Source organism: Actinosynnema sp. CA-299493 (assembly GCF_050946825.1).
Classification (GTDB): domain Bacteria; phylum Actinomycetota; class Actinomycetes; order Mycobacteriales; family Pseudonocardiaceae; genus Actinosynnema.
This window is the reverse complement of sequence record NZ_CP191993.1, coordinates 6,000,575-6,024,158: the sequence shown is the minus strand read 5'-3', so window position 1 is coordinate 6,024,158 and position 23,584 is coordinate 6,000,575. Positions and strand designations below refer to the sequence as shown.

The 23,584-nt window shown below is 71.7% G+C and carries 19 protein-coding genes; 8 read left to right on the top strand and 11 right to left on the bottom strand.

From position 1 onward, the window contains the following. Positions 1-25: 25 nt before the first annotated feature. The 5 genes from ACQPYE_RS25125 to ACQPYE_RS25105 are packed head-to-tail and all read right to left on the bottom strand — an operon-like array spanning position 26 to position 5,773. Positions 26-1,084 (bottom strand): ABC transporter permease, encoded by a 1,059-nt coding sequence (locus tag ACQPYE_RS25125; RefSeq protein WP_498714843.1) that lies wholly within the window; start codon positions 1,082-1,084, stop codon positions 26-28. After that, positions 1,077-2,582 carry a sugar ABC transporter ATP-binding protein gene (locus ACQPYE_RS25120; protein WP_498714842.1) on the bottom strand — a complete coding sequence of 502 codons (1,506 nt, stop codon included), beginning with the start codon at positions 2,580-2,582 and terminating at the stop codon, positions 1,077-1,079. The genes ACQPYE_RS25125 and ACQPYE_RS25120 overlap by 8 nt, the downstream gene beginning before the upstream one ends. A gap of 20 nt (positions 2,583-2,602) precedes the next feature. Then, entirely contained in the window at positions 2,603-3,661 is a 1,059-nt protein-coding gene (locus ACQPYE_RS25115) for a sugar ABC transporter substrate-binding protein (protein WP_498714841.1), read from the bottom strand. Between the two features lie 10 nt (positions 3,662-3,671). Next, the gene (locus ACQPYE_RS25110) at positions 3,672-4,469 is read right to left on the bottom strand and encodes an SDR family NAD(P)-dependent oxidoreductase (RefSeq protein WP_498714840.1); all 798 of its coding nucleotides are present in this window, start codon (positions 4,467-4,469) and stop codon (positions 3,672-3,674) included. After that, positions 4,466-5,773, bottom strand: coding sequence for an enolase C-terminal domain-like protein (locus tag ACQPYE_RS25105; RefSeq protein ID WP_498714839.1), 1,308 nt, complete (start codon positions 5,771-5,773; stop codon positions 4,466-4,468). Before ACQPYE_RS25105 ends, ACQPYE_RS25110 begins: the two co-directional genes overlap by 4 nt. A gap of 249 nt (positions 5,774-6,022) precedes the next feature. Here ACQPYE_RS25105 and ACQPYE_RS25100 point away from each other — a divergent pair, with 249 nt between their 5' ends. The 8 genes from ACQPYE_RS25100 (at position 6,023) to ACQPYE_RS25065 (ending at position 15,022) form a co-directional block, all read left to right on the top strand. Then, a complete protein-coding gene (locus ACQPYE_RS25100) occupies positions 6,023-6,757 on the top strand; it encodes a FadR/GntR family transcriptional regulator (protein ID WP_498714838.1) in 735 nt (244 codons plus the stop codon). A gap of 10 nt (positions 6,758-6,767) precedes the next feature. Then, positions 6,768-7,619, top strand: coding sequence for a fumarylacetoacetate hydrolase family protein (locus ACQPYE_RS25095; RefSeq protein ID WP_498714837.1), 852 nt, complete (start codon positions 6,768-6,770; stop codon positions 7,617-7,619). Beyond that, positions 7,619-8,590 (top strand): aldo/keto reductase, encoded by a 972-nt coding sequence (locus tag ACQPYE_RS25090; protein ID WP_498714836.1) that lies wholly within the window; start codon positions 7,619-7,621, stop codon positions 8,588-8,590. The genes ACQPYE_RS25095 and ACQPYE_RS25090 overlap by 1 nt, the downstream gene beginning before the upstream one ends. Positions 8,591-8,650: 60 nt before the next feature. Then, entirely contained in the window at positions 8,651-9,334 is a 684-nt protein-coding gene (gene larB / locus ACQPYE_RS25085; RefSeq protein ID WP_498714835.1) for a nickel pincer cofactor biosynthesis protein LarB, read from the top strand. Next, positions 9,331-10,479: a nickel pincer cofactor biosynthesis protein LarC gene (gene larC / locus ACQPYE_RS25080; protein WP_498714834.1), complete on the top strand. Its 1,149-nt coding sequence runs from the start codon at positions 9,331-9,333 to the stop codon at positions 10,477-10,479. Before larB ends, larC begins: the two co-directional genes overlap by 4 nt. Next, a complete protein-coding gene (larE, locus tag ACQPYE_RS25075) occupies positions 10,479-11,333 on the top strand; it encodes an ATP-dependent sacrificial sulfur transferase LarE (RefSeq protein ID WP_498714833.1) in 855 nt (284 codons plus the stop codon). Before larC ends, larE begins: the two co-directional genes overlap by 1 nt. Before the next feature lie 385 nt (positions 11,334-11,718). Next, positions 11,719-13,311 (top strand): cellulose binding domain-containing protein, encoded by a 1,593-nt coding sequence (locus ACQPYE_RS25070; RefSeq protein ID WP_498714832.1) that lies wholly within the window; start codon positions 11,719-11,721, stop codon positions 13,309-13,311. A gap of 385 nt (positions 13,312-13,696) precedes the next feature. Then, the gene (locus tag ACQPYE_RS25065) at positions 13,697-15,022 is read left to right on the top strand and encodes a CE1 family esterase (protein ID WP_498714831.1); all 1,326 of its coding nucleotides are present in this window, start codon (positions 13,697-13,699) and stop codon (positions 15,020-15,022) included. Positions 15,023-15,154: 132 nt separating this feature from the next. On the opposite strand, the gene ACQPYE_RS25060 is transcribed toward ACQPYE_RS25065, so the two are convergent. From ACQPYE_RS25060 to ACQPYE_RS25035, 6 genes are all read right to left on the bottom strand, one after another. Further along, positions 15,155-16,654, bottom strand: coding sequence for a glycoside hydrolase family 43 protein (locus ACQPYE_RS25060; protein ID WP_498714830.1), 1,500 nt, complete (start codon positions 16,652-16,654; stop codon positions 15,155-15,157). 39 nt (positions 16,655-16,693) lie between these two features. After that, on the bottom strand, positions 16,694-18,655 hold the full coding sequence (locus ACQPYE_RS25055; protein WP_498714829.1) for a beta-galactosidase: 1,962 nt from the start codon (positions 18,653-18,655) through the stop codon (positions 16,694-16,696). A gap of 28 nt (positions 18,656-18,683) precedes the next feature. Continuing rightward, a complete protein-coding gene (locus ACQPYE_RS25050) occupies positions 18,684-19,724 on the bottom strand; it encodes a LacI family DNA-binding transcriptional regulator (protein ID WP_498714828.1) in 1,041 nt (346 codons plus the stop codon). A gap of 69 nt (positions 19,725-19,793) precedes the next feature. Next, positions 19,794-20,771 carry a carbohydrate ABC transporter permease gene (locus ACQPYE_RS25045; RefSeq protein ID WP_498714827.1) on the bottom strand — a complete coding sequence of 326 codons (978 nt, stop codon included), beginning with the start codon at positions 20,769-20,771 and terminating at the stop codon, positions 19,794-19,796. Further along, entirely contained in the window at positions 20,768-21,715 is a 948-nt protein-coding gene (locus tag ACQPYE_RS25040; protein ID WP_498714826.1) for an ABC transporter permease, read from the bottom strand. The genes ACQPYE_RS25045 and ACQPYE_RS25040 overlap by 4 nt, the downstream gene beginning before the upstream one ends. After that, positions 21,712-23,391 carry an ABC transporter substrate-binding protein gene (locus ACQPYE_RS25035; RefSeq protein ID WP_498714825.1) on the bottom strand — a complete coding sequence of 560 codons (1,680 nt, stop codon included), beginning with the start codon at positions 23,389-23,391 and terminating at the stop codon, positions 21,712-21,714. Before ACQPYE_RS25035 ends, ACQPYE_RS25040 begins: the two co-directional genes overlap by 4 nt. Positions 23,392-23,584: the final 193 nt, after the last annotated feature.

Here is a 23,584-nt window from a genome sequence, read left to right as displayed (position 1 = left end):
GCCGCGAATCCGCACCGGCGCGCGCTTATTCCTGCGCCTTGCCCCCGGTGATGCGGGAGACCGCCAGGGCGATGAGGATGATGGCGCCGTTGAGGGCGCCGATCCACTGCGCGGGCACGCCGCCGAGGGTCAGCACGTTCTGGATCATGAACAGCAGCAGGATGCCGGTGAAGGCGCCGAACACGGTGCCCTTGCCGCCGTTGAGGCTGATGCCGCCGATGACGGCGGCGGCGAAGACGGTGAAGATGTAGCCGTCACCCTGGCCCGAGGCGACCGAGGCCAGCCGCCCGGAGAGCAGCAGGCCGCCGAGGGCGGCGAGCAGGCTCGCGGTGACGATGACGGTCCAGAGCACGCGGTCCGTGCGGATGCCGGCGGCCTTGGCGGCGTCGACGTTCCCGCCGATGGCGTAGAGGGACCGGCCGAAGCCGGTGAAGCCGAGGACCACGATGCCGATGGCGAACAGGACCGAGCACAGCCACACCGACGCGGGAACGCCGAGCCACTGCGCGGTGCCGAGGTAGAGCATCGAATCGGGGAGGCGGAAGAAGGTCTGGCCGCCGGAGATGCCGGTGAGGATGCCGCGGAGCACGATCAGCATGCCGAGGGTCACGATGAAGCCGTGCAGCCCGAACCGGATGATGAGCAGCGCGTTCACCACGCCGATCAGCACGCCGACGGCCAGCGTGATCGGGATCGACCAGCCGCCGGGCACCAGGCCCAGCCCGTGGCCGGCGCCGACGGGCACGGTGAGCCAGGCGGCGACCCCGGGCGCGAGGCCGACGGTCGACTCCAGGGAGAGGTCCATCTTCTTGACGATCAGGACCAGCGTCTGGGCCAGGACCAGGACGGCGATCTCGGACATGGTCTGCAGGATGTTGATCAGGTTGTCGGCTTGCAGGAACACCGGGCTGACCAGTTGACCGACGACGGCGATCACGATGATGGCGGGGACGAGCGCCAGGTCCCGCAGCCGGGCGAAGGCTATCCGCCGTCCACCGGCGCGCCCGCCGGACGGCCGCTCGCCGACCGGATCGCCCGTCGAGCCGTCGTCGGTGACCGCGGCCGCGGTCGTGGTCTCAGGCATCGAGGTCCACTCCTTCCATCGCGGCCACGAGCTGGTGGTCGTGCCAGCCGCGGGCGGTCTCGGCGACGACTCGGCCCTGGAAGACCACGAGGACCCGGTCGCACAGACGCAGGTCGTCGAGCTCGTCGGAGGCGATGAGCACGCCGGTGCCGGTTTCGGCGACCTCCTCGACCTTGCCGAGGAGGAACTCCTTGGACCGCACGTCGACGCCGGCGGTCGGGTTGATCAGCACCAGCAGCTCCGGGTCGCCTGCCAGGGCGCGTGCCATGACCACCTTCTGCTGGTTGCCACCGGAGAGCCCGGAGACCGGCAGCTCCGGTCCGGGCGTCTTGATCGCCAGTTTCCCGATCATGGCCTCGGCGATGTCGTCGCGGCGGCGGCCGTCGATGAACCCGGCGGGTCCGAGCCGTCGCGGGATGGTCAGGGTGGCGTTGTCCGCGATGGACATCCCGGGCACGAGTCCTTGGTGGTGGCGGTCCTGCGGGACGAACCCGACGCCGGCGGCCAGGGCGGCGGGCACGCTGCCCGGCCGGGGTCGGACGCCGGCGATCTCCACGGTGCCGGAGGCGGGCGCCCGCAACCCGACGACGGTTTCCGCGATCTCGATGCGGCCGCTGCTCGCCGCGCCGGCGAGTCCGACGACCTCTCCGGCCCGGACGCGGAACGACACGTCCTCGTACGCGCCGGGCAGGGACGCGCCGTCCACCTCGAGCACGGCCGGGGCGTCCGGCGACGGTTCCCGGCGCCGACCGCCCGCCTCCGCCGCGGCTTCGCCGGTCATGGCGGCGACCAGCTCGGCGCGGGGCAGTTCGTCCACCGGTGCGGTGATGATGTGCCTGGCGTCGCGGAAGACCGTGACGGTGTCGCAGATCTCGTAGACCTCTCGCAGGTGGTGGCTGATGAACAGGAAGGTGACGCCCTGTCGCTGGAGGTCGTCGATCCGGGCGAACAGCCGGTTGATCGCGGCGGCGTCGAGCTGGGCGGTGGGCTCGTCCAGGACGATGAAGCGGGCGCCGAACGACAGCGCCCTGGCGATCTCCACGAACTGCCGCTGCTCGACGTCGAGCTCCTTGGCGGGGGTGCGCACGTCCACGTCGACCGACCACGTGTCCAGCAGCTCACGTGCCTCGCGGTGGACCGACTTCCAGCTGATCAACCCGCCGCGACCGCGGCCGTGCCGGTTGAGGAAGAGGTTCTCGGCGACGGTCAGCTCGGGGATGATCGTGGACTTCTGGTAGACGCACGCCACCCGCTGCCGCCAGGCGTCGCGGTCGGCGAGCCGGGGCGCGGGCCGGCCGTCGAACCTCACCTCGCCCTCGTCCGGCGGCTGGAGCCCGGTGAGGATGGACACCAGGGTCGACTTGCCCGCCCCGTTGCGCCCGACCAGGGCGTGGGTCTGCCCCCGGTCGATCCTGATCGACGCCCCGTGCAGGGCGACGGTGGACCCGAACCGCTTCGTCATCCCCGTCGCCTCGGCGACGGGCGCGGTCGCAGCCATCTCGCGCACCACCCTTCCGATCAGCCGATCTTGTTGCCCCACAGGGACTTGTCGTCGTTCTTGAGGCTCGCGACGCCGTCGTAGGTACCGCCGTCGGCGGTGACCAGGGGAGCGGAGAGCTGGTCCTCCAGCAGACCGTCGCGGACCTGGATGATGGTGCTGTCGTGGTCGGTCTTGCCGGGCGCGAACGTCTTGCCGTCGATCGCGGCCTTGAGGTAGTGCAGGGCGTACTTGGCGTAGAGGTCGGCGGGCTGCGAGACGGTGGCGTCGATCCTCCCCTCGGCGATGCCGGCGAGCTCTTCGGGGATGCCGTCGTTGGAGACCACGAACACGTGCTCCGGGTCGTCCGGTCCGACCAGCAGGCCCTTCTGCTTGAGCACCTGGAGCGTGCCGGCGAGCGCGAAGCTGGACTGCATGTAGACGCCCTTGATGTCCGGGTGGGCGGTGAGGTCGGTCTGGAGCTTCTGCGCGGCGACCGCGCCGTCCCAGTTCGTGGCTTCGCCGAAGACCGTGATGTCCGGGTAGTTCTCCTTCACGCAGTCGTTGAACGCCTCGGTGCGGTCGCGTCCGTTGATCGAGGCGAGGTCGCCCTGGAGCATGACGACCTTGCCCTTGCCGCCGAGCTTGGCGCCGAGGAACCGGCAGGCCTTCTCGCCGTAGGCGCGGTTGTCGGCCCGGACCACCATGAACACGTCGCCGGTGTCGGGGCGGGTGTCCACGGTGACCACCGGGATCTTCTTCGCCGCCAACTGCTCCAGCGTGGGTGCGATGGCCGCGGTGTCCTGCGGCGCCATCGCGACGCCCTTGACGCCTTGGCTGATGAAGGTCTGGGCGTTGGCGGTGAGCTTGGCGACGTCGTTCTGCGAGTTGGTGGTCTTCAGCTCGAGCCCGAGTTCCTCCGCGAACCCGGGGCTGTACTCGATGTAGGAGTTCCAGAAGTCGGTGTCGGCGCGCGGGTAGTCGACGCCGACCACCGGTGCGCCCGAGCCGGACTGCCCGGAGTCCGTTGTGCCGCAGGCGCTCAGCGCGGCGGCGAGGGCGGCGACGGCGGCGAGGCGGGCGCGGGATGTGGTCGGCACGGCGGTTCTCCTAGCGCGCGGTGTGGTGCGGGAAGCCGGAGTCGGAGGTCGGGGTCCGGGGACGGGTGCGCAAGCCGCTCATGCCGCCGTCGACGGCGAGGTCGGTGCCGGTGGTGGAGCCGGCGAGCGGGCTCGCCAGGTAGGCGATGGCGGCGGCCACCTCGTCGGCCGTGACCAGGCGGCCCAGGGGCTGGCGGGCTTCGAGCGCGGCGCGTTCGGCCTCGGGGTCGTCGGCGCGGTCGAGCAGGCGGGCGATCCACGGCGTGTCGGCGGTGCCGGGGTTGACGCAGTTGACGCGGATGCCGTCGCGGACGAGGTCGGCGGCGGTCGCGCGGGTGAGGGCGAGCACCGCGCCCTTGGTGGAGGAGTACAGGGCGCGGTCGGGCAGGCCGGCGGTCGCGGCGATGGAGCAGGTGTTGACGATCGCCGCGTGGCGGGAGCGGCGCAGGTGCGGCAGCGCGGCACGGGTGGTGCGCACGATGCCGAAGACGTTGACGTCGAAGACCCGCCGCCACTCGTCGTCGGTGTTGTCCTCGATGGTGCCCTGGGCGCCGATCCCGGCGTTGTTGACCAGGATGTCGATGCCGCCGAGCCGTTGTGCGGCCTGCTCCACGGCCGCCCGCACGGCGTCGTCGTCGGACACGTCGGCCCGGATCCCGACGAGCGGTTCCGGCAGGCCGTCCGGCACGAGGTCCAGGCACGCGACGCGGGCGCCGCGGGAGGCCAGCAGCAGCGCGGTGGCCAGGCCGATGCCGGAGGCGCCGCCGGTGACCACGGCGGCCAGGCCGGCGAGCTCGGGTGCGGTCACGCGGTGGCCTGCCTGTTCCAGACGGGCCCGTCGGGGAAGCGGTGGGCGGCGATGGACGCGGGGTGCAGTTCGGCGCTGATGCCGGGCGCGGTCGGGGCGAGGTAGTGGCCGCGGCGGATCCGCACCGGGTCGGTGAAGTGCTCGTGCAGGTGGTCGACGTACTCGATGACGCGGTCCTCGGTCGTGCCGCTGACGGCCACGTAGTCGAACATCGCCAGGTGCTGGACCATCTCGCACAGCCCGACCCCGCCCGCGTGCGGGCAGACCGGGACGCCGAACTTGGCGGCCAGCAGCAGGATGGCGACGTTCTCGGTGACGCCGGCGGTGCGGCTGGCGTCGAGTTGCAGGATGTCGAGGGAGCCCGCCTGGAGCAGTTGCTTGAACATGACCTGGTTGTGGGTGTGCTCGCCGGTGGCGACCTTCACCGGGGTCAGCGCCGCCCGGATGGCGGCGTGGCCGAGGATGTCGTCCGGTGAGGTGGGCTCCTCGATCCAGTACGGGTCGTAGGGCAGGAGGGTGGTCATCCAGTCGATCGCCTGCCGCACGCCCCACGCCTGGTTGGCGTCCACGGCGATCCTGATGTCCGGTCCGACCGCCGCACGGGCCAGCCGCAGGCGGCGCCGGTCGTCGGCGCGATCGGCCCCGACCTTCAGCTTGATCTGGGTGAACCCGTCGGCGACGGCTTCCTCCGACAGCCGCACCAGCTTCTCGTCGTCGTAGCCGAGCCAGCCGGGGGTCGTCGTGTAGGCCGGGTAGCCGTGCCGCCGCAGGTGGGCCGCGCGGTCGGCGCGACCGGGTTCGGCGCGGCGGAGGATGGCCAACGCCTCCTCACGCGTGAGGGCGTCCTCCAGGTAGCGGAAGTCCACGAGGTCGACCAGCTGCTCCGGGGACGACTCGGAGAGCAGCTGCCAGACCGGCTTGCGCTCACGACGCCCGTACAGGTCCCAGACGGCGTTGACGACGGCTGCGGCGGCCATGTGGATGACGCCCTTGTCCGGACCGAGCCACCGCAGCTGGCTGTCGCCGGTCAGCCGCCGCGAGAACGCGCCCAGGTCGCCCAGGACCTCCTCCACCGGCAAACCGACGACCAGCGGAGCCAAGGCGCGCACCGCGGCGACCTCGACGTCGTTGCCCCGCCCCACGGTGAACGCGAGCCCGTGCCCCTCCCCGCCACCGCTGGTCCGGACGGTCACGTAGGCGGCGGAGTAGTCGGGCTCGGGGTTCATGGCGTCGGAGCCGTCGAGGTCGAGCGAGGTCGGGAACCGCACGTCGACCGCGTCGACGGCGGTGATCAGCTCAGTCATCGTGCCCGGCACTCCCGGTTCAGCGGTGCGACGAATCAATCCTGGACATGGGATGGATTTATAGGACTCGGGCGGATCGATGTCCAGAGCGGGCGGCCAGGTTCGGCGTGAGAATGGGGATTTTGGCTGCTCATGCCGTTGTGGCGAGAACCTGCCACTCGCTGACACATCCCATCTCTTTCGCGGAGATGGGATGTCTTGCTAGCCTGCCCCCGGCGCGCAGGGCCACGTTCCGGGGAGATCCACCGAATGTCACTGACCGACAAGGCGATCGACCGCATCAGGGACATGATCCAGTCGGGCGGGCTGCCACCGGGGTCCAAGCTCCCGCCGGAACAGCAGTTGGCCGTCGAGCTGGGCCTGTCCCGGAACCTGATGCGCGAGGCGGTCAAGGCGCTCGTCGTCGCACGGGTGCTGGAGATCCGGCGGGGCGACGGCACCTACGTGACCAGCCTGGAGCCGGAGGTGCTGCTCGGGAGCATCGCCTCCGCGGTGGAGCTGCTGAGGGGCGACACGCTGTTGGAGCTCACCGAGGTGCGCAGGCTGTTCGAGCCGGTCGCCACCGGGCTCGCCGCCACCCGCATCGGCGCCGCCGGGCTCGCCGAGGTCGAGCGCCACCTCCACGCGATGCGCCTGGCCCGCGAGGACGTGGAGCTGCTCAACAAGCACGACGCCGCCTTCCACCGGGCGGTCGTGGCCGCCACCGGCAACGCCACGCTGACGACCCTGCTGGAGGGCATCTCCGGTCCGACGGTCCGCGCCAGGGTGTGGCGCGGGCTGGTCGACGACAACGCGGCCAGTCGCACGTTGGCCGAGCACGAGGCGATCTACCACGCCCTGGTCGACCGGGACGCCGTCCTCGCGCAGGCCGCCGCCCTGGTGCACATCACCACCACCGAGCGCTGGCTGCGCGAGCACGTGGACCGGGACGGCGACGCCCGGCCCGGCGCCGACGGCCGGCCGCTGCCGACGCACCCGCAGTGAGGAGAAACCGATGAGACTGCTGCGCGTAGGCCCGGCGGGGGCCGAACGGCCCGTCGTCCTGGACGCCCACGACGTCGCGCGCGACCTGACCCCGCTGACGGCCGACATCGACGGGGCCTTCCTGGCGGGCGGCGGCGTGGACCGGGTCCGGCAGGCCCTGGCGGACGGCGTGCTGCCCGTCGTGGACCTCGCCGGGCAGCGCGTCGGCGCCCCGGTCGCCCGTCCGGGGAAGGTCGTGTGCATCGGCCTGAACTACGCCGATCACGCCGCCGAGACCGCGACACCGCCGCCCGCCGAACCGGTGGTCTTCCTGAAGGCGGTGAACACGGTGGTCGGTCCCGACGACGAGGTGCTGATCCCGCGCGGCAGCGTCAAGACGGACTACGAGGTCGAGCTCGCGGTCGTCATCGGCGGCACCGCGCGCTACCTGGGCTCACCGGCCGACGCGGACGCGGTCATCGCGGGCTACGCCATCGCCGACGACGTCACCGAGCGGGCGTTCCAGCACGAGCGCGGCGGGACGTGGGACAAGGGCAAGTCGTGCGAGACGTTCAACCCTCTCGGCCCCTGGCTGGTCACGCCCGACGACGTGGGCGACCCGCAGGAACTGGGGATGAGGCTGTGGGTCAACGGCGAGCCGCGCCAGGACGGCCGCACCAAGAACATGATCTTCGGCGTCCGCCACGTCGTCTGGTACCTCAGCCAGTTCATGGTGCTGGAGCCCGGTGACGTCATCAACACCGGCACCCCCGCCGGCGTCGGCTTCGGCGCGAACGACTTCCCCTACCTGCGCGCGGGTGACGTGGTCGAGGCCGAGATCGACGGGCTGGGCCGGCAGCGCCACGTCCTCGGGCAGGCGTGATGGCACCCCCGGCGCGGCCGTGGTTCGCCGAACGCGTGCCGCTGGGCCGCTCCGACGTCACCGTGACCCGCCTCGGCCTGGGCACCGCGCCGCTGGCCGGCCTGTACTCGGGGGTCGCGGAGGAGCAGGCGACCGCCGCGTTGGAGGCGGCGTGGGCCGAGGGCATCCGCTACTTCGACACCGCGCCCCACTACGGCGCGGGACTGGCCGAACGGCGCCTCGGCGCCTTCCTGGCGTCCCGACCCCGGGCGGAGTCCACGGTGTCGACCAAGGTCGGCCGGCTGCTGGTGCCCGGTGAGGCCGCGGCCGACGACGAGGCCTTCCACGACGAGCAGGGCCTGGTCCGGGTGCGCGACTACAGCACCGAGGGCGTCTACCGGTCGCTCTCGGAGAGCCTGGAGCGCTCCGGCCTCGACTCCTTCGAGATCGCGTTGATCCACGACCCGGACGACCACTGGCACGAGGCCGTCACCGGCGCGTACCCGGCGCTGGAACGGCTGCGCGCCGAGGGCGCGGTGCGGGCGATCGGGGCGGGCATGAACCAGACGGCGATGCTCACCCGGTTCGTCGCCGAGACCGACGTCGACTGCGTGCTCGTCGCCGGCCGGTACTCCCTGCTGGACCGGAGCGCGGCCGAGGACCTGCTGCCGCTGTGCGAGGAGCGCCGGGTGGGCGTGCTCGTCGGCGGCGTCTTCAACAGCGGCATCCTCGCGAACCCCGCCCCCGGCGCCACCTACGACTACGCACCCGCCTCGGACGACGTGTGGCGGCGCGTCCGCGCCCTGGCCGCGCGGTGCGCCGAGCACGGCGTCCCGCTGGCCGCCGCCGCGCTGCGCTTCCCGCTGCGGCACCCGGCGGTGACCGGGGTCGTCGTCGGCGCCCGGAGCGCGCGGGAGGTCACCGAGAACACCGCGCACGCCGCCACCGCGATCCCGGAGGCGCTGTGGGCGGAACTCGACGCGCCGGGATGACATGATCAGGCGCGAACCCGGCACGCGCGCGCTTGCCGCGGTCGCGCGAGGAGGAAGAACGTGACCGGACCGGACGTGGTCGACCTCGGCTTCGCCAGGGTCGACGTCGATCGCGAAGCGCGCCAAGGGCTGCCCGAGGTGATCTACGGCAGCGGGAAGACGCCCGAGCAGATCACCGGGATCGTGCGGACGCTGCTGCGGCACAACGACGGTCCGGTGCTGGCCACGCGGGTGGACGGCGACGTGGCGGCGTCGGTGCTGGCCGCCGTGCCGGACGGCGTCTACGACAGCGGGGCGCGGCTGCTGGTGTGGCGTCCGGCGGCGTCGATCGGGTTCGGCGTGGTGGTGGCCGTGGCGGGCACGGCGGACCTGCCGGTGGCGCGGGAGGCCGCTGCCCTGGCCACGGCGGTGGGGCTCGACGTCACCACGGTGACCGACGTGGGGGTGGCGGGCCTGCACCGGCTGCTCGCCGAGCAGGACCGGTTGCGGTCGGCGGACACCGTGATCGTCGTGGCGGGGATGGAGGGCGCGCTGGCGAGCGCGGTGGGTGGCCTGGTCGCGTGCCCGGTGGTGGCCGTGCCGACCTCGACCGGGTACGGCGCGGGGCTGGAGGGCGTCACCGCGTTGCTCGCGATGCACGCGTCCTGCGCGGCGGGCATCACGGTGGTGAACATCGATTCGGGGTTCGGCGCCGCGATGGCCGCGTTCCGGCTCGCCCGCGTGGCGGTGCGGAGGACGACGTGAGCCGGATCTGCGTGATCTCGCCGTTCACCGGCTTGGCCGGTGACATGCTGCTGGCCGCGCTGGTGGACGCGGGCGCGCCGCTGGAGGCGGTCCGGGCGGCCGTCGCCGACACCGGCCTGACCGGCTGGGACCTCGCCGTCACACCGGTGCTCACGCACGGGCTCACCGGCCGCCGTGCGGTCGTGTCGGTGTCCGACGAGGCGACGAGCCGCAAGGCGGGCGAGCTGATCGCCATGGCGTCCCGGGTGCGTGACCGGGAGGTGGCGGAGGTGGCGGTCGCCGCCCTGCGCGCCATCGCCGAGGTCGAGGGACGCCTGCACGGCGAGGAGCCGGACCAGGTGCACCTGCACGAACTGGGTGGTCACGACACCCTCGTGGACGTCGTCGGCGTGGCCGCCGCGCTGCACGCCCTGGACGTGCGGGCCGTGCACTGCGAGGCGTTGCCGATCGGCGCCGGGTCGGTCCGCACCGCGCACGGCGTGCTGCCCTGCCCGGCCCCGGCGACCTCGGCGCTGCTGGCGGGGGCGCGCGTCGTGGGCACCGGCCTGGCCGGCGAGACCGTGACGCCGACCGCCGCCGCGCTGCTGCTCGCGATCGGCGCCGACTACGGTCCCGCGCCGGAGATGACGATGGGGGCCACCGGCTACGGCGTGGGCACCAGGACGCTGCCCGACCGGCCCAACGTGGCCGTGGTCCGGCTCGGCGACCGGGCACCCGCAGAGGTGCGCGACCTGGTGGTGCTGGAGACGAACCTGGACGACGTCACCGGTGAGGTCCTCGGGTACGTCGTCGCCGTGCTGCTCGACTCGGGCGCGCTGGACAGCTGGATCACCCCCGCCACGATGAAGAAGGGCAGGCCGGGGCACGTGCTGCACGCGTTGGCGACACCCGAGGCCGCCGACGGGGTCGAACGGCGGATGCTCGTGGAGACGGGCACGCTGGGCGTGCGGCGGACCACCGTGCGGCGTGCCGCGCTGCCCCGGACCACCGACACCGTGCACGTCCACGGGATGGCGGTGCGCCGCAAGCACGGACCGCACCACGGCAAGCCGGAGTACGACGACGCCGTCACCGTCGCCCGGGAGACGGGCCTGCCGCTGCGCACCGTGCTCGGGCTGGCCGCGCGAACCCCCGAGGAGCGTTGATGGACACCAACTCGACGGACACCAACCCGGTCGGTGCCGGCCCGAGGGATGCCGGGACAGTCGCCGCACGGCTCGTGGAACACCTCGCGGAGGTCGGTCCGGTCGCCGTGGCCTTCTCCGGTGGCGTGGACTCCGCGCTCGTGCTCGCCGCCGCCGCGCGTGCCCTGGGTCCCGACGCGGTGCTCGCGGTCACCGCCGACTCCGCGAGCCTCGCGGCCGCCGAGCTGGCCGACGCGGTCGCGTTCGCCACCCGCCTCGGCGTGCGGCACCTGGCGCCGGGCACCGCCGAGCTGGACAACCCGTCGTACGCGGCGAACGGTCGGGACCGCTGCTACTTCTGCAAGTCCACCGTGCTGGACACCATCGCCGCCGTCGCGCGCGACCACGGCCTGCCGGCGGTGGCGACCGGGGTGAACGCCGACGACGCGCACGACCCGTTCCGGCCGGGCATCCGCGCCGGTGACGAGATCGGCGTGCGCACACCGCTGCGCGACCTCGGCCTGACCAAGGCCGAGGTCCGCGCGGTGAGCCGCCACTGGGGACTGTCTACTTGGGACAAACCGGCGATGCCCTGCCTGGCCAGCCGCGTGCGCTACGGGGTGGCGATCACCCCCGCCCGCCTGGCCAGGGTGGAGCGCGCCGAGGTGGCGGTCCGGACGTGGCTCGCGGACGCGGGCGCGCCGACCCGGGACCTGCGCGTGCGCGACCTCGGCGACACCGGTCGGGTCGAACTCGACCCGCACCTGGTCGACCGGCCCGAGCTCGCGCCCGCGCTGGCGGAGATCGTCCGGACCGCGGGGTTCCAGGACGTCGAACTGGCCGTGTTCCGATCGGGCGCCCTCAACCACGAGTGACCCCGGTCGAGCACGTCCGGACAGTGGACGCTGGTGCCACCTGAAGACCTCGACGACGTCTATCGGGCCTGTACCGCAGTTCGCGGTGCCCGTTCTCGTCAACGGTGGTCGTCGGTTCCCGGTGACCTTCTTCGACCTGCGCCGCTTCGCCGTGGCGGTCGGCGACGGCGGCTAAAGGGCGGTCACATCTTTAGCTTTGACCGGCTGAATCGTGCGTCGCTACATTCGACTGGCAATCGGGGTCGCCCGCCGTCCGCGACCCGACCCTGCCGGTGTCGGTCGGACGACGCTGGGCCGCCGCGCGTCGCGCGAGCCACGGCACCGAACAGCGAAGGGACCCAAGACCATGGAACACCCATCCCGGCGACATCGCGTGGTGCACGCCGTGTCCGCGGCCCTGCTGGTGGCGGCGGGCATGGTGACGGTGCTCAACGCCGAGCCCGCCCGTGCCCTGGACAACGGTGTGGCGCGCACGCCACCGATGGGCTGGAACTCGTGGAACACGTTCGGCTGCAACATCAACGAGACGTTGATCAGGCAGATGGCCGACGCGATGGTCAGCTCCGGCATGCGTGACGCGGGCTACCAGTACGTGGTGGTGGACGACTGCTGGATGAACCCCAACCGAGACTCCTCGGGCAACCTCCAGGGCGACCCGACCCGGTTCCCCAGCGGCATGAAGGCGCTCGGCGACTACATCCACGGCAAGGGGCTCAAGTTCGGGCTCTACCAGGCGCCGTTGACCGAGACCTGCGCCCAGTACTTCGACTCCTACCCCGGCGCCACCGGCAGCCTGAACCACGAGGCGCAGGACGCCCGCCAGTTCGCCGCGTGGGGCGTGGACTTCCTCAAGTACGACTGGTGCTCGCCCAGCGGGACGATCGACGACCAGGTGCGCACGTTCGCGAAGATGCGCGACGCCCTCGCGGCCACCGGCCGCCAGATCGTCTACAGCATCAACTCCAACAGCATCCACGACAAGACCGGACCCCGGCGCAACTGGGGCGACGTCGCGAACATGTGGCGCACCACCGAGGACATCACGAACAAGTGGGACACCGGGCAGGTGAACGGCTACCCGATGGGCGTCCAGAACATCGTCAACGTGACCGTGCCCCTGGCGTCCTACGCCAAGCCGGGCGCGTTCAACGACCCGGACATGATGGAGGTCGGTCGCGGCGGGATGACCGACACCGAGATGCGCAGCCACTTCGCCCTGTGGGCGATCATGGCCTCGCCCCTCATCGCGGGCAACGACCTGCGCGGCATGAACGCCGCCACGGCGACGATCCTGAAGAACGCCAACCTCATCGCCATCAACCAGGACCCGCTCGGGTCGCAAGCCCGTGAGGTCTCCAACGACGGCACCCGTCGCGTGCTGGCCAAGCGGCTGTCCAACGGCGAAGTCGCGGTGGCGCTGTTCAACCAGGGCTCCAGCACGACCACGGTCTCCACCAACGGCTTCTCGGTCGGGCTGGAAGGCGTGTCGTTCACGCTGCGGGACGTCTGGACCAACGCGGTGACCGGGACGAGCGGCAGCATCTCCGCCTCCGTGCCCGCCCACGGCACCGTCGTCTACCGGGCCTCCGGGTCCGGCTGGCCGACCAGCACCACGACCACGACGACCACCACCACGACCACGACCACCACCCCGGAGCCCGGCGGCTCCTGCCGGGTCACGAACACCGTCAACGCCTGGGGCAACGGCCTGACCTCGGACATCACCATCACCAACACCGGGTCCACGCCCATCGCCGGTTGGTCGCTGGCGTTCGCCCTGCCCGGCGGGCAGACCATCACCTCGGGCTGGAACGCCAGCTACTCGCCGTCCTCCGGCCAGGTGACGGCCAGGAACGTCTCCTACAACGCCGACATCGCCCCCGGCGCGTCGGTCGGCATCGGCTTCCAGGCCACCCACACCGGCAACGCGGGCAAACCCGCCTCGTACACCCTCAACGGCGCGGCCTGCACCACCTGACCAGCGCCTCGACACCCCGGTCACCGCACCGGACCCACCCGGCCCGTTGACGCTTCCCGTCGGCGGGCCGGGTGGGTGGTTGGGGTGCCGCCAAATGATCGGGACATAGCGTTGTTTGCGCTAACAAAATTGCCTGACGCGCAAACCTCTCTCAGGTGATCCGAAATGGGTGATCGCCCGCGAACGGATTTGGGTGAGCGCTAACAATTTTAGCTTTCCCGAACGTTGACCGCCGTGTGATTCGCCGGCTACATTTGCCCGAAAGTGAAGGTCTTTGGGTCGAAAGTTTCGAACCTGCCTCCGTGGTCCGTCACCGCGCGAATCCGCCCACGCGGTGACGGCTCACCCGCGCACTTGATGTCCGAACGGCAGAAAAGAGTCTTCGATGATCACGCGTAGGCTTCTCGGGCCCGCGCTGGCGGCGGTGCTCCTCACCGCGGCGGCGACCGGCACGGCCTTGAGCGGAGGGCTCGGCGAGACCGCTCCGGCCGCGCAGGTCGGCGCCCTCGCGTCGAGCGCCGGCTGCGGCAAGGCCCCGACGTTGCGCAGCGGCACGCACACGATCCAGAGCGGCGGCAAGAGCCGGAGCTTCATCCTGCGGGTGCCCGACGGCTACGACAACACCCGCCCGTACCGGTTGATCTTCGGGTTCCACTGGCGCGGCGGCACGATGAACGACGTGTCCTCGGGCGGGACCAGCGGGACGCCGTGGTCGTACTACGGGATGCAGGAGCAGTCGAACAACAGCGCGATCCTGGTGGCGCCGCAGGGCCTGGGCAACGGGTGGGCGAACTCCGGCGGTGAGGACGTCGTGTTCACCGACGACATGCTCAGGCGGATCGAGGCCGACCTGTGCGTCGACACGGCGCTGCGCTTCGCGATGGGCTTCAGCTACGGCGGCGGCATGAGCTACGCCCTGGCGTGTGCCCGCGCGACGGTGTTCCGCGCGGTCGTGGTGTACGCGGGCGCGCAGTTGAGCGGGTGCAGCGGCGGCAGCCAGCCGATCGCGTACTTCGGCATGCACGGCATCACGGACAACGTGCTGAACATCTCGCAGGGCCGGTCGTTGCGCGACCGGTTCGTGGCGAACAACGGTTGCACGCCGCAGAGCCCCCGTGAGCCGGGGAACGGCAGCATGACCCACATCACGACGACGTACTCGTGCCGCGCGGGGTACCCGGTGCAGTGGGCCGCCTTCGACAACGGCCACATGCCCGGACCGGTCGACGGCACCTACACCGAGAGCGGCATCCGGACCTGGACCAAGGTCGAGGCGTGGAGGTTCCTCTCCCAGTTCCAGGGCGGCCCCGGCACCACCACGACCACCACGACCAGCACCACGACCACGACTACTACTACGACGACCACCACGACGACCACGAACCCGCCCGGTGACGGCTGCAAGGTGAGCGACACCGTCAACGCGTGGAACGGCGGTCTGACGTCGGAGATCGCCATCACGAACACCGGCAGCGCCCCGATCGACGGTTGGTCGCTGGCGTTCACCCTGCCCGGCGGGCAGACGATCACCTCCGGGTGGAACGCCTCCTACTCGCCCACGTCCGGACAGGTCACGGCGAGGAACGTCTCCTACAACGGCGCCATCGCCCCCGGTGCGACGGTGAGCATCGGCTTCCAGGCCAACCACACCGGCAACGCCGGCAAGCCCGCCTCGTTCACCCTCAACGGCGCGGCCTGCGCCGTCGCCTGACCCGCCGTCGGTCGTTCCGGCGAGCGACCGGGAGGGAGACCGCCGAAGACCGGCAACGGCCTTCGGCGGTCTTCCGCCGTGGACGCGAGATCGGTCAGGCCGTCGTGCCGCTCGGTGGTTCCGGGACGCCGGTCAGCCGTCGAGCGCCTCCTCGTCGGCCCAGTCGAAGTGGACGGCGCCCGCGGTGGCGTACAGGCCGATGACCCGGCCGGTGAAGCCGCCGGCGACCTCGGTGGAGAGGTGGCGGCCGTCGAGGGTGGCGAGGGCGGTGAACGTGCCGTCCGGTCCGTCGATGCCGAAGGACACGGTGTCGGGGCCGGTGCGCGCGTCCCGGAGGTCCTTCTCCTCGCGCACCTCGACGGCGAGGACCAGCGGTCCGGCCGGTACCGCGAGGGACGCCACCGCGGTCTTCAGCGAGCCGACGCGGGCGACCACCCGCACCTCACCGGCGGTCGCCTCGATCTCGTAGTGGTGCTCCTCGTCCAGCCGCACCGCCACACCACCGGTGCCGCGCGTGGCGTCCACGAGCGCGCGCACCCGGCAGGACCGGTGGCGCTGGCGGCGGCCGACGAACACGACGTCGCGCTCGTCCAGGGACCCGCCGCGCGCGTGGAGGGTCAGCCAGCCGGCGCGCTCCCCGGTGGTGCAGTGCCGTTCCCGGCGGTCGCGCAGCGAGATCCAGGACGGGTGCAGCTCCGGGAGGTCGAAGTCGTCGCGGCCCGCCACGCCCGGTTCCGCCCGCAGCGGCCAGGGCACGGTCCCCTCGGGCTCCAGCGGTCCGACGACCGGCCAGTCGTCCACCCAGGTGACGGGCGCGAGGAACGTCTCGCGACCCAGCACGTGCCAGCCGGGTGTCCCGCCGCCCGGCCGCACGCCCAGCAGCACCATCCACCACGAGCCGTCCGGCCCCCGCACGAGGTCGCCGTGCCCGGTGTTCTGGATCGGGTGGTCGGTGCCCCGGTGGGTCAGCACCGGGTTGGCCGGGCAGGGCTCGAACGGGCCCGCCGGCGTGCGACCGCGGGCGATCGAGACGCCGTGGCCGCGCTCGGTGCCGCCTTCGGCGATGAGCAGGTACCAGTACCCGCCGATCCGGTACAGGTGCGGCGCTTCCGGGGCCTTCGCGCCGGGTGCTCCCGACCAGATCCGCCGCGGCGCGTCGAGCACCTGCCCGGTCAGCGGGTCGATCCGGACCTGGGACACCCCGGCGACCGTGCACCAGCAGTTGCCGTCGTCGTCCCACGCGAGGTCGGGGTCGATGCCCGGCAGGTCGGGCAGCAGCACCGGGTCCGACCACGGCCCGGCCGGGTCGGTGGCGCTGACCAGCAGGTTGCCGGCACCGCTCACGTTCGTGGTGATGAGCCAGAACCGGCCGTCGTGGTGGCGCAGGGTCGGCGCGTAGACACCGGCGGATGACGGCGTGTCGAGCGGGAGGCGCAGCTGCTCCGGCCGGTCGAGCACGTTGCCGAGCTGCGTCCAGCCCACCAGGTCGCGGCTGTGGAAGATCGGCACGCCGGGGAAGTACTCGAAGCTGGAGCAGGCGAGGTAGTAGTCGTCGCCGACGCGGCAGACGCTCGGGTCGGGGTGGAAACCCGCGATCACGGGGTTGGCGAACGTGCTGTGGTCCGGTGACATCCCACCAGGCCCTTCGTGGTCGACGGGGTCCGGCGGTGGTCAGGGCACCCGGAGCACGGCGCAGCCGTGAGGGGGCAGTTCGGTCAGCGGGCCGTCGGTGAGCAGGTCGTGCGCGGCCCGGGGGAGCGGGACGGTGCCGCCGCCGTGGTTGAGCAGGAAGCACCAGCCGCCCCGGGTGACGGCCTCCACGCCGGGCGGCCACTCGCGGACCACGCCGGCTTCGCCGAGCAGTCGTCCGACCAGCGCGGCGTAGTCGCCGGTGTCGAGGACGGTGGAGAGGTACCAGCCGTGACCGGCGCCGAAGGCGTGGCGGGTGAGCGCCGGGCGCCCGGCGAGCATCCCGCCGGTGTAGGCGGCGACGGCCTCGGCGCCGTCGAGGCGCAGGCACTCGCTCCACACCGCGCCGTGCGCGCCGTCCGACAGCGCGATCCGCTCCCCCTCCCGCAGCGGGCGCGGCTCCTCGACCCGGATGCCGAGGGCTTCCCGCAGCGGCGGGGCCGGGTAGCCGCCGAGGCGGGCGTGGGGGCGTTCGTCGACCACGCCGCCGAAGTGCTGAAGGAGCAGCGTGCCGCCGTCGGCGACGTAACGCCGCAGGTTCGCCGCGCCCGCGTCGGTGATCAGGGGCAGGGCCGGGGCCAGGACCAGCCGGTACCGGCTCAGGTCGTGCTCCGGGTGGGCGAAGTCGGTCACCACCCCCGCGTCCCACAACGCCCGGTGCGCCCGGCGGAGCATCGAGTGGTAGTCGAGGTCCGGCGAGGGCAGGCCGTCCGCCTCCGACGCCCACCACGCCTCGGCGTCGTGCAGCACGGCGACCTCGGCGGTCACGGTCGACCCGGCCACCTCGGCGAGCCGGGCGACCGCCTCGCCGACCGCCTCCACCTCGCGGAAGATCCGGCTGTCCGGCCCGGCGTGCGGCACCATCGCCGAGTGCCACGTCTCGGCACCGGCCTTCGACTGGCGCCACTGGAAGAACAGTGCGCCGTCCGAGCCGCGCGCGATGTGGCCCAGCGTGTGCCGCAGGATGTCGCCGGGGTCCTTCGGCAGCACCCGGCCTTCGGCGTAGACGGTGTTCGCGCCCTGCTCCATGAGCAACCACGGCCGGCCGCCGCCGAGGGAACGGGCGCGGTCCGCGCCGAACGCGGTGTCCGCCGCCGCGTCGGGGCCCGGCCGGTCCGGGTAGTGGTCGATGGTCACGAAGTCCAGTTCGCGGCCGAACGCCCACAGGTCGAGGTTCTGGTAGCCGGGCAGCATCAGGTTGGTGGTCACCGGGCGGTCGCTGTGCGCGCGGATCGCGTCGCGCTGCTCCCGGTAGGCGGCGAGCGCCACGTCGGAGGAGAAGCGGCGGAAGTCCAGCGACTGGCCGGGGTTGTGGTGCCACTGCGTGGCGCGCGGCGGCAGGACGTCGTCCCACGAGTGGTAGCGCTGGCTCCAGAACGCCGTGCCCCAGGCGTCGTTGAGGGCGTCCAGCGTGCCGTGCCGGTCGCGCAGCCAGGTGCGGAACGCGGCGGCGACGTGGTCGCAGAAGCACAGCGTGGCGTACTCGTTGTGGACGTGCCACAGCGCGACCGCGGGGTGCCGGCCGTAGCGCTCGGCCAGGGCGGCGGCGACGCGGCGGGCCGCGTCGCGGTAGGCCGGCGCGGCGAGGCAGTAGGTGTCGCGGCTGCCGTGCACGAGCCGGACGCCGTCGGCGGTCACCGGCAGCGCGTCCGGGTGCGCCCTGGTGAACCACGGGGGAGGGGAGGCGGTCGGCGTGGCCAGGTCGACGGCGACGCCGGCCGCGTGCAGCCGGTCGAGGTGGGCGTCGAGCCAGGCGAAGTCGTAGCGGCCTTCCTCGGGCTCCACCAGGGCCCAGGAGAACACGCCGACCGTGGCGAGGTTGACCCGCGCCCGGCGCATCAGCTCGTCGTCCTCGGCCCAGACCGGCTCGTCCCACTGCTCGGGGTTGTAGTCGCCGCCGAACGCGAGCCCGCCGAGCCGATCGGTCAGCTTCCGGGTCGTCATGCCTGCTCCTCGTGCCGTTCGCGGGTCTTCAGGACGAGCTGGGCGTCCGGCTGCGGTGCTGGCTGGTGCTCTCCCGGACGGTCAGGACGGGGCGGAGCAGGGTGAGCTCGTCGTCCGGCACCTCGTCGCGGCCCGCGGCGGCGATCCGCCGCAGGAGCTGCTCGACGGCGACCCGGCCGAGTTCCTGCGCCGGGCCGGTGACCGCCGTCAGCGCGGGCGCGTACTGCTCGGCGAGCAGTTCGGGGCACAGCGCGATCACCGAGGCGTCCTCGGGCACGGTCCGCCCGCTGATGCGCAGCAGGCTGAGCAGCGGGCCGATCGCGCCCTCGTTCTGCACCACGAACCCCGTGGTGTCCGGCCGGTCGGCGAGGATGCGGGCCAGCGTCCCGGCGGTGCTCTCGTAGGTGCCCTCGCACGGCCGGTGCACGAACCGCAGGCCTCGCGCCTCGGCGCGTTCCCGGAAGCCCATCAGGGTGCGCTCGGCGTACCCGGCGTGCCGCTGGTACACCCCCGAGCCGTACCCGATGAACGCGACCTCCCGGTGGCCGAGGTCGGCCAGGTGGTCCGCGCACGACGCGCCCGCCGCCGCGAAGTCGTGGTCCACGCAGGACAGGCCGCTCCGGTCGTCGGGCAGGCCGATGAGCGCGGCCTGGGTGCGCAGCTCGCGCAGCACCGGGATGCGCTCGTCGGCCAACCCGACGTCCATCAGGATGACGCCGTCCGCCAACCCGCTCACCGCGACCCGGCGCACGCCCTCCGGCCCCTCGTCGTTGGTGATCAGCAGCACGTCGTAACCGTGCTGGCGGGCCGTCATGGTGACCGAGATGGCGATCTGCATCATGATCGGCACGTAGACGTCGGCGCGCAGCGGCACCACCAAGGCGACTATGTGGGAGCGCTTCGCGGCCAGCGCCCTGGCGCCGGCGTTGGGGTGGTAGCCGAGTTCGGCCACCGAACGCTCGACGCGGCGTCGGGTCTCCTCGGAGATCGAGCGCTTGCCGCTGAGCACGTAGCTGACCGTGCTGGCGGACACGCCCGCGTGCCTGGCCACATCGGCGAGTGTCACCATGCGTGATGCTCCTGCTTTCTCGTTCTTCCCGGGCCCGCTCCGGCGCCCGCGTGCGCCCAGTGTGCCGGGTCAGCCCTTGACCGCCCCGGTGAGCACGCCGACGCGGAAGTGCTTCTGCATGAACGGGTAGACCAGCAGCAGCGGCACGATCGTCAGCACCACCACCGCCATCTGCAACGACAGCGGCGCGGTCTGCGCGAACTGCGACCCGAAGCCCGCGTTCACCGACCCGGGCAGCCCGTTGCCCCGGTTGACGTAGGTCAGCAGCACGTACTGCAGCGGCCACTTCTCGCTGTCGGTCGGCATGTACAGCATCACGTTGAAGAACGAGTTCCAGTAGCCCACGCCGTAGAACAGCGCGACGACCGCGGTCACCGCCCGGGACGTCGGCAGCACGATCGACCACAGGATCCGCCAGTCACCCGCGCCGTCGATCCGCGCCGCCTCGATCAGGTCCGCCGAGGTGTCCGAGTAGAAGGCCCGCAGCACCAGGATGTTGAACACCGACACCGCGCTGGGCAGGATCAGCGCCCACCACTGCCCGTAGCCGCCGAGCTCGGTGACCACCAGGAAGGTCGGGATCAGGCCGCCGCTGACGAACATGGTGAGGATCAGCAGCACCAGGATGAAGCGGTGGGCCACCGAGCCGGACCGGGACAGGCCGTAGGCGCACAGGATCGACACGACCATGGACACCGCCGTGCCGACCGCCGTGATGCCGAGGCTGACCAGCAGCGCGTTGCGCACGGTGGAGTCGCCGAGCATCACCCGGTAGGCCTCGATGGTCACGTCGGTCGGCCAGAGCACCAGGCCGCCCGCGCGGTTGACCGCCGCCTGGGTGGACAGGCTGGTCACCACGATGATCCACAGCGGCACCAGGACCACCGCCACGACCACGCCCAGGGTCAGGCCCTTGGCGGTCTGGCCGGCCGCGGTCGGCGGCTCCTCCCAGGCCGGGCGGGTGGCGCGCCTGCGCTGCCGGACCGGCCGCGGACCGGCCGCCTCCCGCTCGTCGCCGGTGCGTTCGGTGGTGAGCGTCTCGGTCATCTCCGGTACAACCCGTCTTCGCCGAAGGCATGCGCCAGCTTGTTCGCGCCCCAGATGAGGAGGAGCGAGATGACGCTCTTGAACAACCCGGCCGCCGCCCCGTAGCTGTAGTTGTTGGTGGCGATGCCGTAGTAGAACGCGAAGGTGTCGAGCACGTCGGCCGCCTCGTGGCCGACCGCCTGCCGCTGGATCAGGAACTGCTCGAACCCGACGGTGAGCGCGTTGCCCAGGCGCAGCACCAGCATGAGCATGATGACGCCGGCCATCCCGGGCAGGGTGATGTGCCACAACCGCCGCCACCGCCCGGCGCCGTCCACCGCCGACGACTCGTACAGGTCGGTGTTGATGGCGGCGAGCGCGGCCAGGAAGACGATGATCGACCAGCCGGCCTCCTTCCAGATCGCCTGCGAGGTGACCAGCAGCACGAAGGTGTCCGGGTTGGTCATGATGTCCCAGGTGCCGATGTCGTTGCTGCGCAGGAACTGGTTGAGCAGCCCCGCACCGCCGAACATCTGCTGGAAGATCGTGATCGCGAGCACCCACGAGAAGAAGTGCGGCAGGTAGGCGATGGACTGGATCAGGTTGCGCAACCGCTCGCTGAGCACCGAGTTCAGCAGCAGGGCCAGCGCGATCGGGATCGGGAAGAACAGGATCAGCTGCACGAAGCTGAGGTACAGCGTGTTCGTCAGCGAGCCCCAGAACAGCGAGTCCCCGAACAGGGCGGTGAACTGGGCGAAGCCCACCCACTCGCTGTGCCACACCCCCACCAGCGGGTTGTAGTCCTGGAACGCCGTCAGCAGCCCGAACAGCGGCACGTAGTTGAAGACCAGGAGCAGGACCACGGCGGGCACGGTCATCAGCAGCAGCGACCGGTCCCGCCGCAGCCTCGCCCGCAGGCTCGGCTTGTTCCTCCGCGCGGGTGGCTCCGTGGTCACGGAGCTCATTGCCCGGTCCCGAACTTCTGCAGCACGTTCTCGTCCATCCACTGGACCAGCTTGTCGCCGCCGCCACTGGACTTCCAGGTCGCGATGGCCTCCTTCACCTCCGCGACCTTCTTCTTGCCGTGGTAGCAGTCCTTGATGGCGTCCTCGACGGCCTGCGCCGCGTCGGCGGTGGCCATCGACCGCGGCAGGCTGATGTTCATGTTCCAGAACACCGGCTTGCGCAGGTTCTCGACGTTCGCGGCCTGCCAGGCGGTGAGGTCCTTGGTGACGGTGTCCGAGCCGGGGTTGCTGACCACGGCGGGCGGCGAGGCCAGGAACGGGAAGGTCTGCGCCTGGACGTTCTTCTTGCCCTCCTCGGTGGCCGTCGGCACGCCGTCGACCATGGTGTGGTGGACGCCTTCCACCCCGAAGTTGACCAGCGTGTACTCCTTCGAGCCGAACGGCGCGGCCAGGTAGTTGGCGACCGCCAGCAGCTCCTCGACCTGCTCCGGCTTCAGGTTGCTGTTGAAGTAGCTCATGATGGAGGTGGAGGACCCCATCTCGACCAGCGGGTCGCCCTTGCCGCTCGCGGGGAAGAAGTCGAAGGCGCCCCGCCGGAAGTTCGGGTTGGCGGCCGTGCCCGACTGGTGGTCGGCGGCGTTCCACACGCCGGTGCCACCGCCCGCGACCAGCACCTTCCCGGAGTAGAAGCGCACGTTGCCGTTGGCGTTGTCGCCGGCCAGCGCGTCCGGGTGCAGGTAGCCCGCGGTCGCGAGCTGGTAGTGCCACTCCAGGGCTTCCAGCAGCTCCGGCAGGTCGTACTTGTGGATGAGCTTGCCGTTGTCCACCCGCCACTTGAGCGGCACGTTCCAGGCAGGGAACAGGTAGGTCCACACGTCGTCGAAGGCCCACACGCCGCCCTTGGCGTCGGTCAGCTCCTTGCCCAGGTCCATCAGGTCGGCGGCGGACTTCACCTGGTCCGGGGCGATGCCCCTGGCCTCGAAGACGTCGCGGCGGAAGAACGTGGTGCCGGCGACCACGTACCCGCTGGAGAACGACGGGATGCCGTAGATCTTGTCGCCCCAGGCCCCGGCCCGCCAGGCGCCCGTGGGGATGGCCGCGAGGTTGGGGTACTTCTCGATCTTGTCGCCGGAGAGGTGGGGCGTCAGGTCCGCGAGCTGCGACCCGGCCAGTTCACCGACGCTGAAGTTGGAGTTCCACCAGGTCGGCAGCTGGATCCAGTCGGGCAGCCGCTTGGCGGCGGTCATCGTGGGGATGATCGTGGCGTAGTTGTTGCCGTCGGCGGGCTTCATGTCGAGCGTGACGCCCAGCGCCTGGTTCATGGCCTGGTAGAACGAGTTGTCGGCGGGCGGGATGGTGCCCCACAGCGGCGTGACGGTGGTGTACCTGCCGCCCTTGCCCGGCACACCGGACACGGTGGCGAGCGGGTTCGACGGGTAGGTGAGGAAGCCGGGGTCGGTCAGCACGTCCGCGTTGCCGGCGACCGAGGCGATGTCCGGTTTGATCGAGGTGCTGGGCACGTAGTTCGGCAGCGCGGACCTGAGGGCTTCGCTGTTCGCGCCGGTCTTCTGCTGGGCGCCCCCGCCGCAGGCGGACAGCAGGCCCCCCATGGCCGTGAGTCCCGCGACCGAGGCCGTGACACCCAGGAACCTCCGGCGATTCAGCTCGATCCCCATGACAGGGTCCACCCTTCTACGTTGAAAGCGGTGTGTCGAAGCGCTTAGACGATGCCGGAGACTAATCATGTGACGTGGCGCACGGCAAGGGTCAGTTTCCCTGCTGAGATGTGGACCGTTCGTGCTGATTGACAGCTCAGCGGACACCGTGTCAGCGTTGAAGCGCTTCACCTGATCAGACTCAAGGGGTTGT

Coding starts and splice junctions, on each gene's coding strand:
- ACQPYE_RS25125 (WP_498714843.1), bottom strand. CDS start 1,084: ATGCCTGAGACCACGACCGCGGCCGCGGTCACCGACGACGGCTCGACG.
- ACQPYE_RS25120 (WP_498714842.1), bottom strand. CDS start 2,582: ATGGCTGCGACCGCGCCCGTCGCCGAGGCGACGGGGATGACGAAGCGG.
- ACQPYE_RS25105 (WP_498714839.1), bottom strand. CDS start 5,773: ATGACTGAGCTGATCACCGCCGTCGACGCGGTCGACGTGCGGTTCCCG.
- ACQPYE_RS25100 (WP_498714838.1), top strand. CDS start 6,023: ATGTCACTGACCGACAAGGCGATCGACCGCATCAGGGACATGATCCAG.
- ACQPYE_RS25095 (WP_498714837.1), top strand. CDS start 6,768: ATGAGACTGCTGCGCGTAGGCCCGGCGGGGGCCGAACGGCCCGTCGTC.
- ACQPYE_RS25090 (WP_498714836.1), top strand. CDS start 7,619: ATGGCACCCCCGGCGCGGCCGTGGTTCGCCGAACGCGTGCCGCTGGGC.
- larE (WP_498714833.1), top strand. CDS start 10,479: ATGGACACCAACTCGACGGACACCAACCCGGTCGGTGCCGGCCCGAGG.
- ACQPYE_RS25065 (WP_498714831.1), top strand. CDS start 13,697: ATGATCACGCGTAGGCTTCTCGGGCCCGCGCTGGCGGCGGTGCTCCTC.
- ACQPYE_RS25060 (WP_498714830.1), bottom strand. CDS start 16,654: ATGTCACCGGACCACAGCACGTTCGCCAACCCCGTGATCGCGGGTTTC.
- ACQPYE_RS25055 (WP_498714829.1), bottom strand. CDS start 18,655: ATGACGACCCGGAAGCTGACCGATCGGCTCGGCGGGCTCGCGTTCGGC.
- ACQPYE_RS25050 (WP_498714828.1), bottom strand. CDS start 19,724: ATGGTGACACTCGCCGATGTGGCCAGGCACGCGGGCGTGTCCGCCAGC.
- ACQPYE_RS25045 (WP_498714827.1), bottom strand. CDS start 20,771: ATGACCGAGACGCTCACCACCGAACGCACCGGCGACGAGCGGGAGGCG.
- ACQPYE_RS25040 (WP_498714826.1), bottom strand. CDS start 21,715: ATGAGCTCCGTGACCACGGAGCCACCCGCGCGGAGGAACAAGCCGAGC.
- ACQPYE_RS25035 (WP_498714825.1), bottom strand. CDS start 23,391: ATGGGGATCGAGCTGAATCGCCGGAGGTTCCTGGGTGTCACGGCCTCG.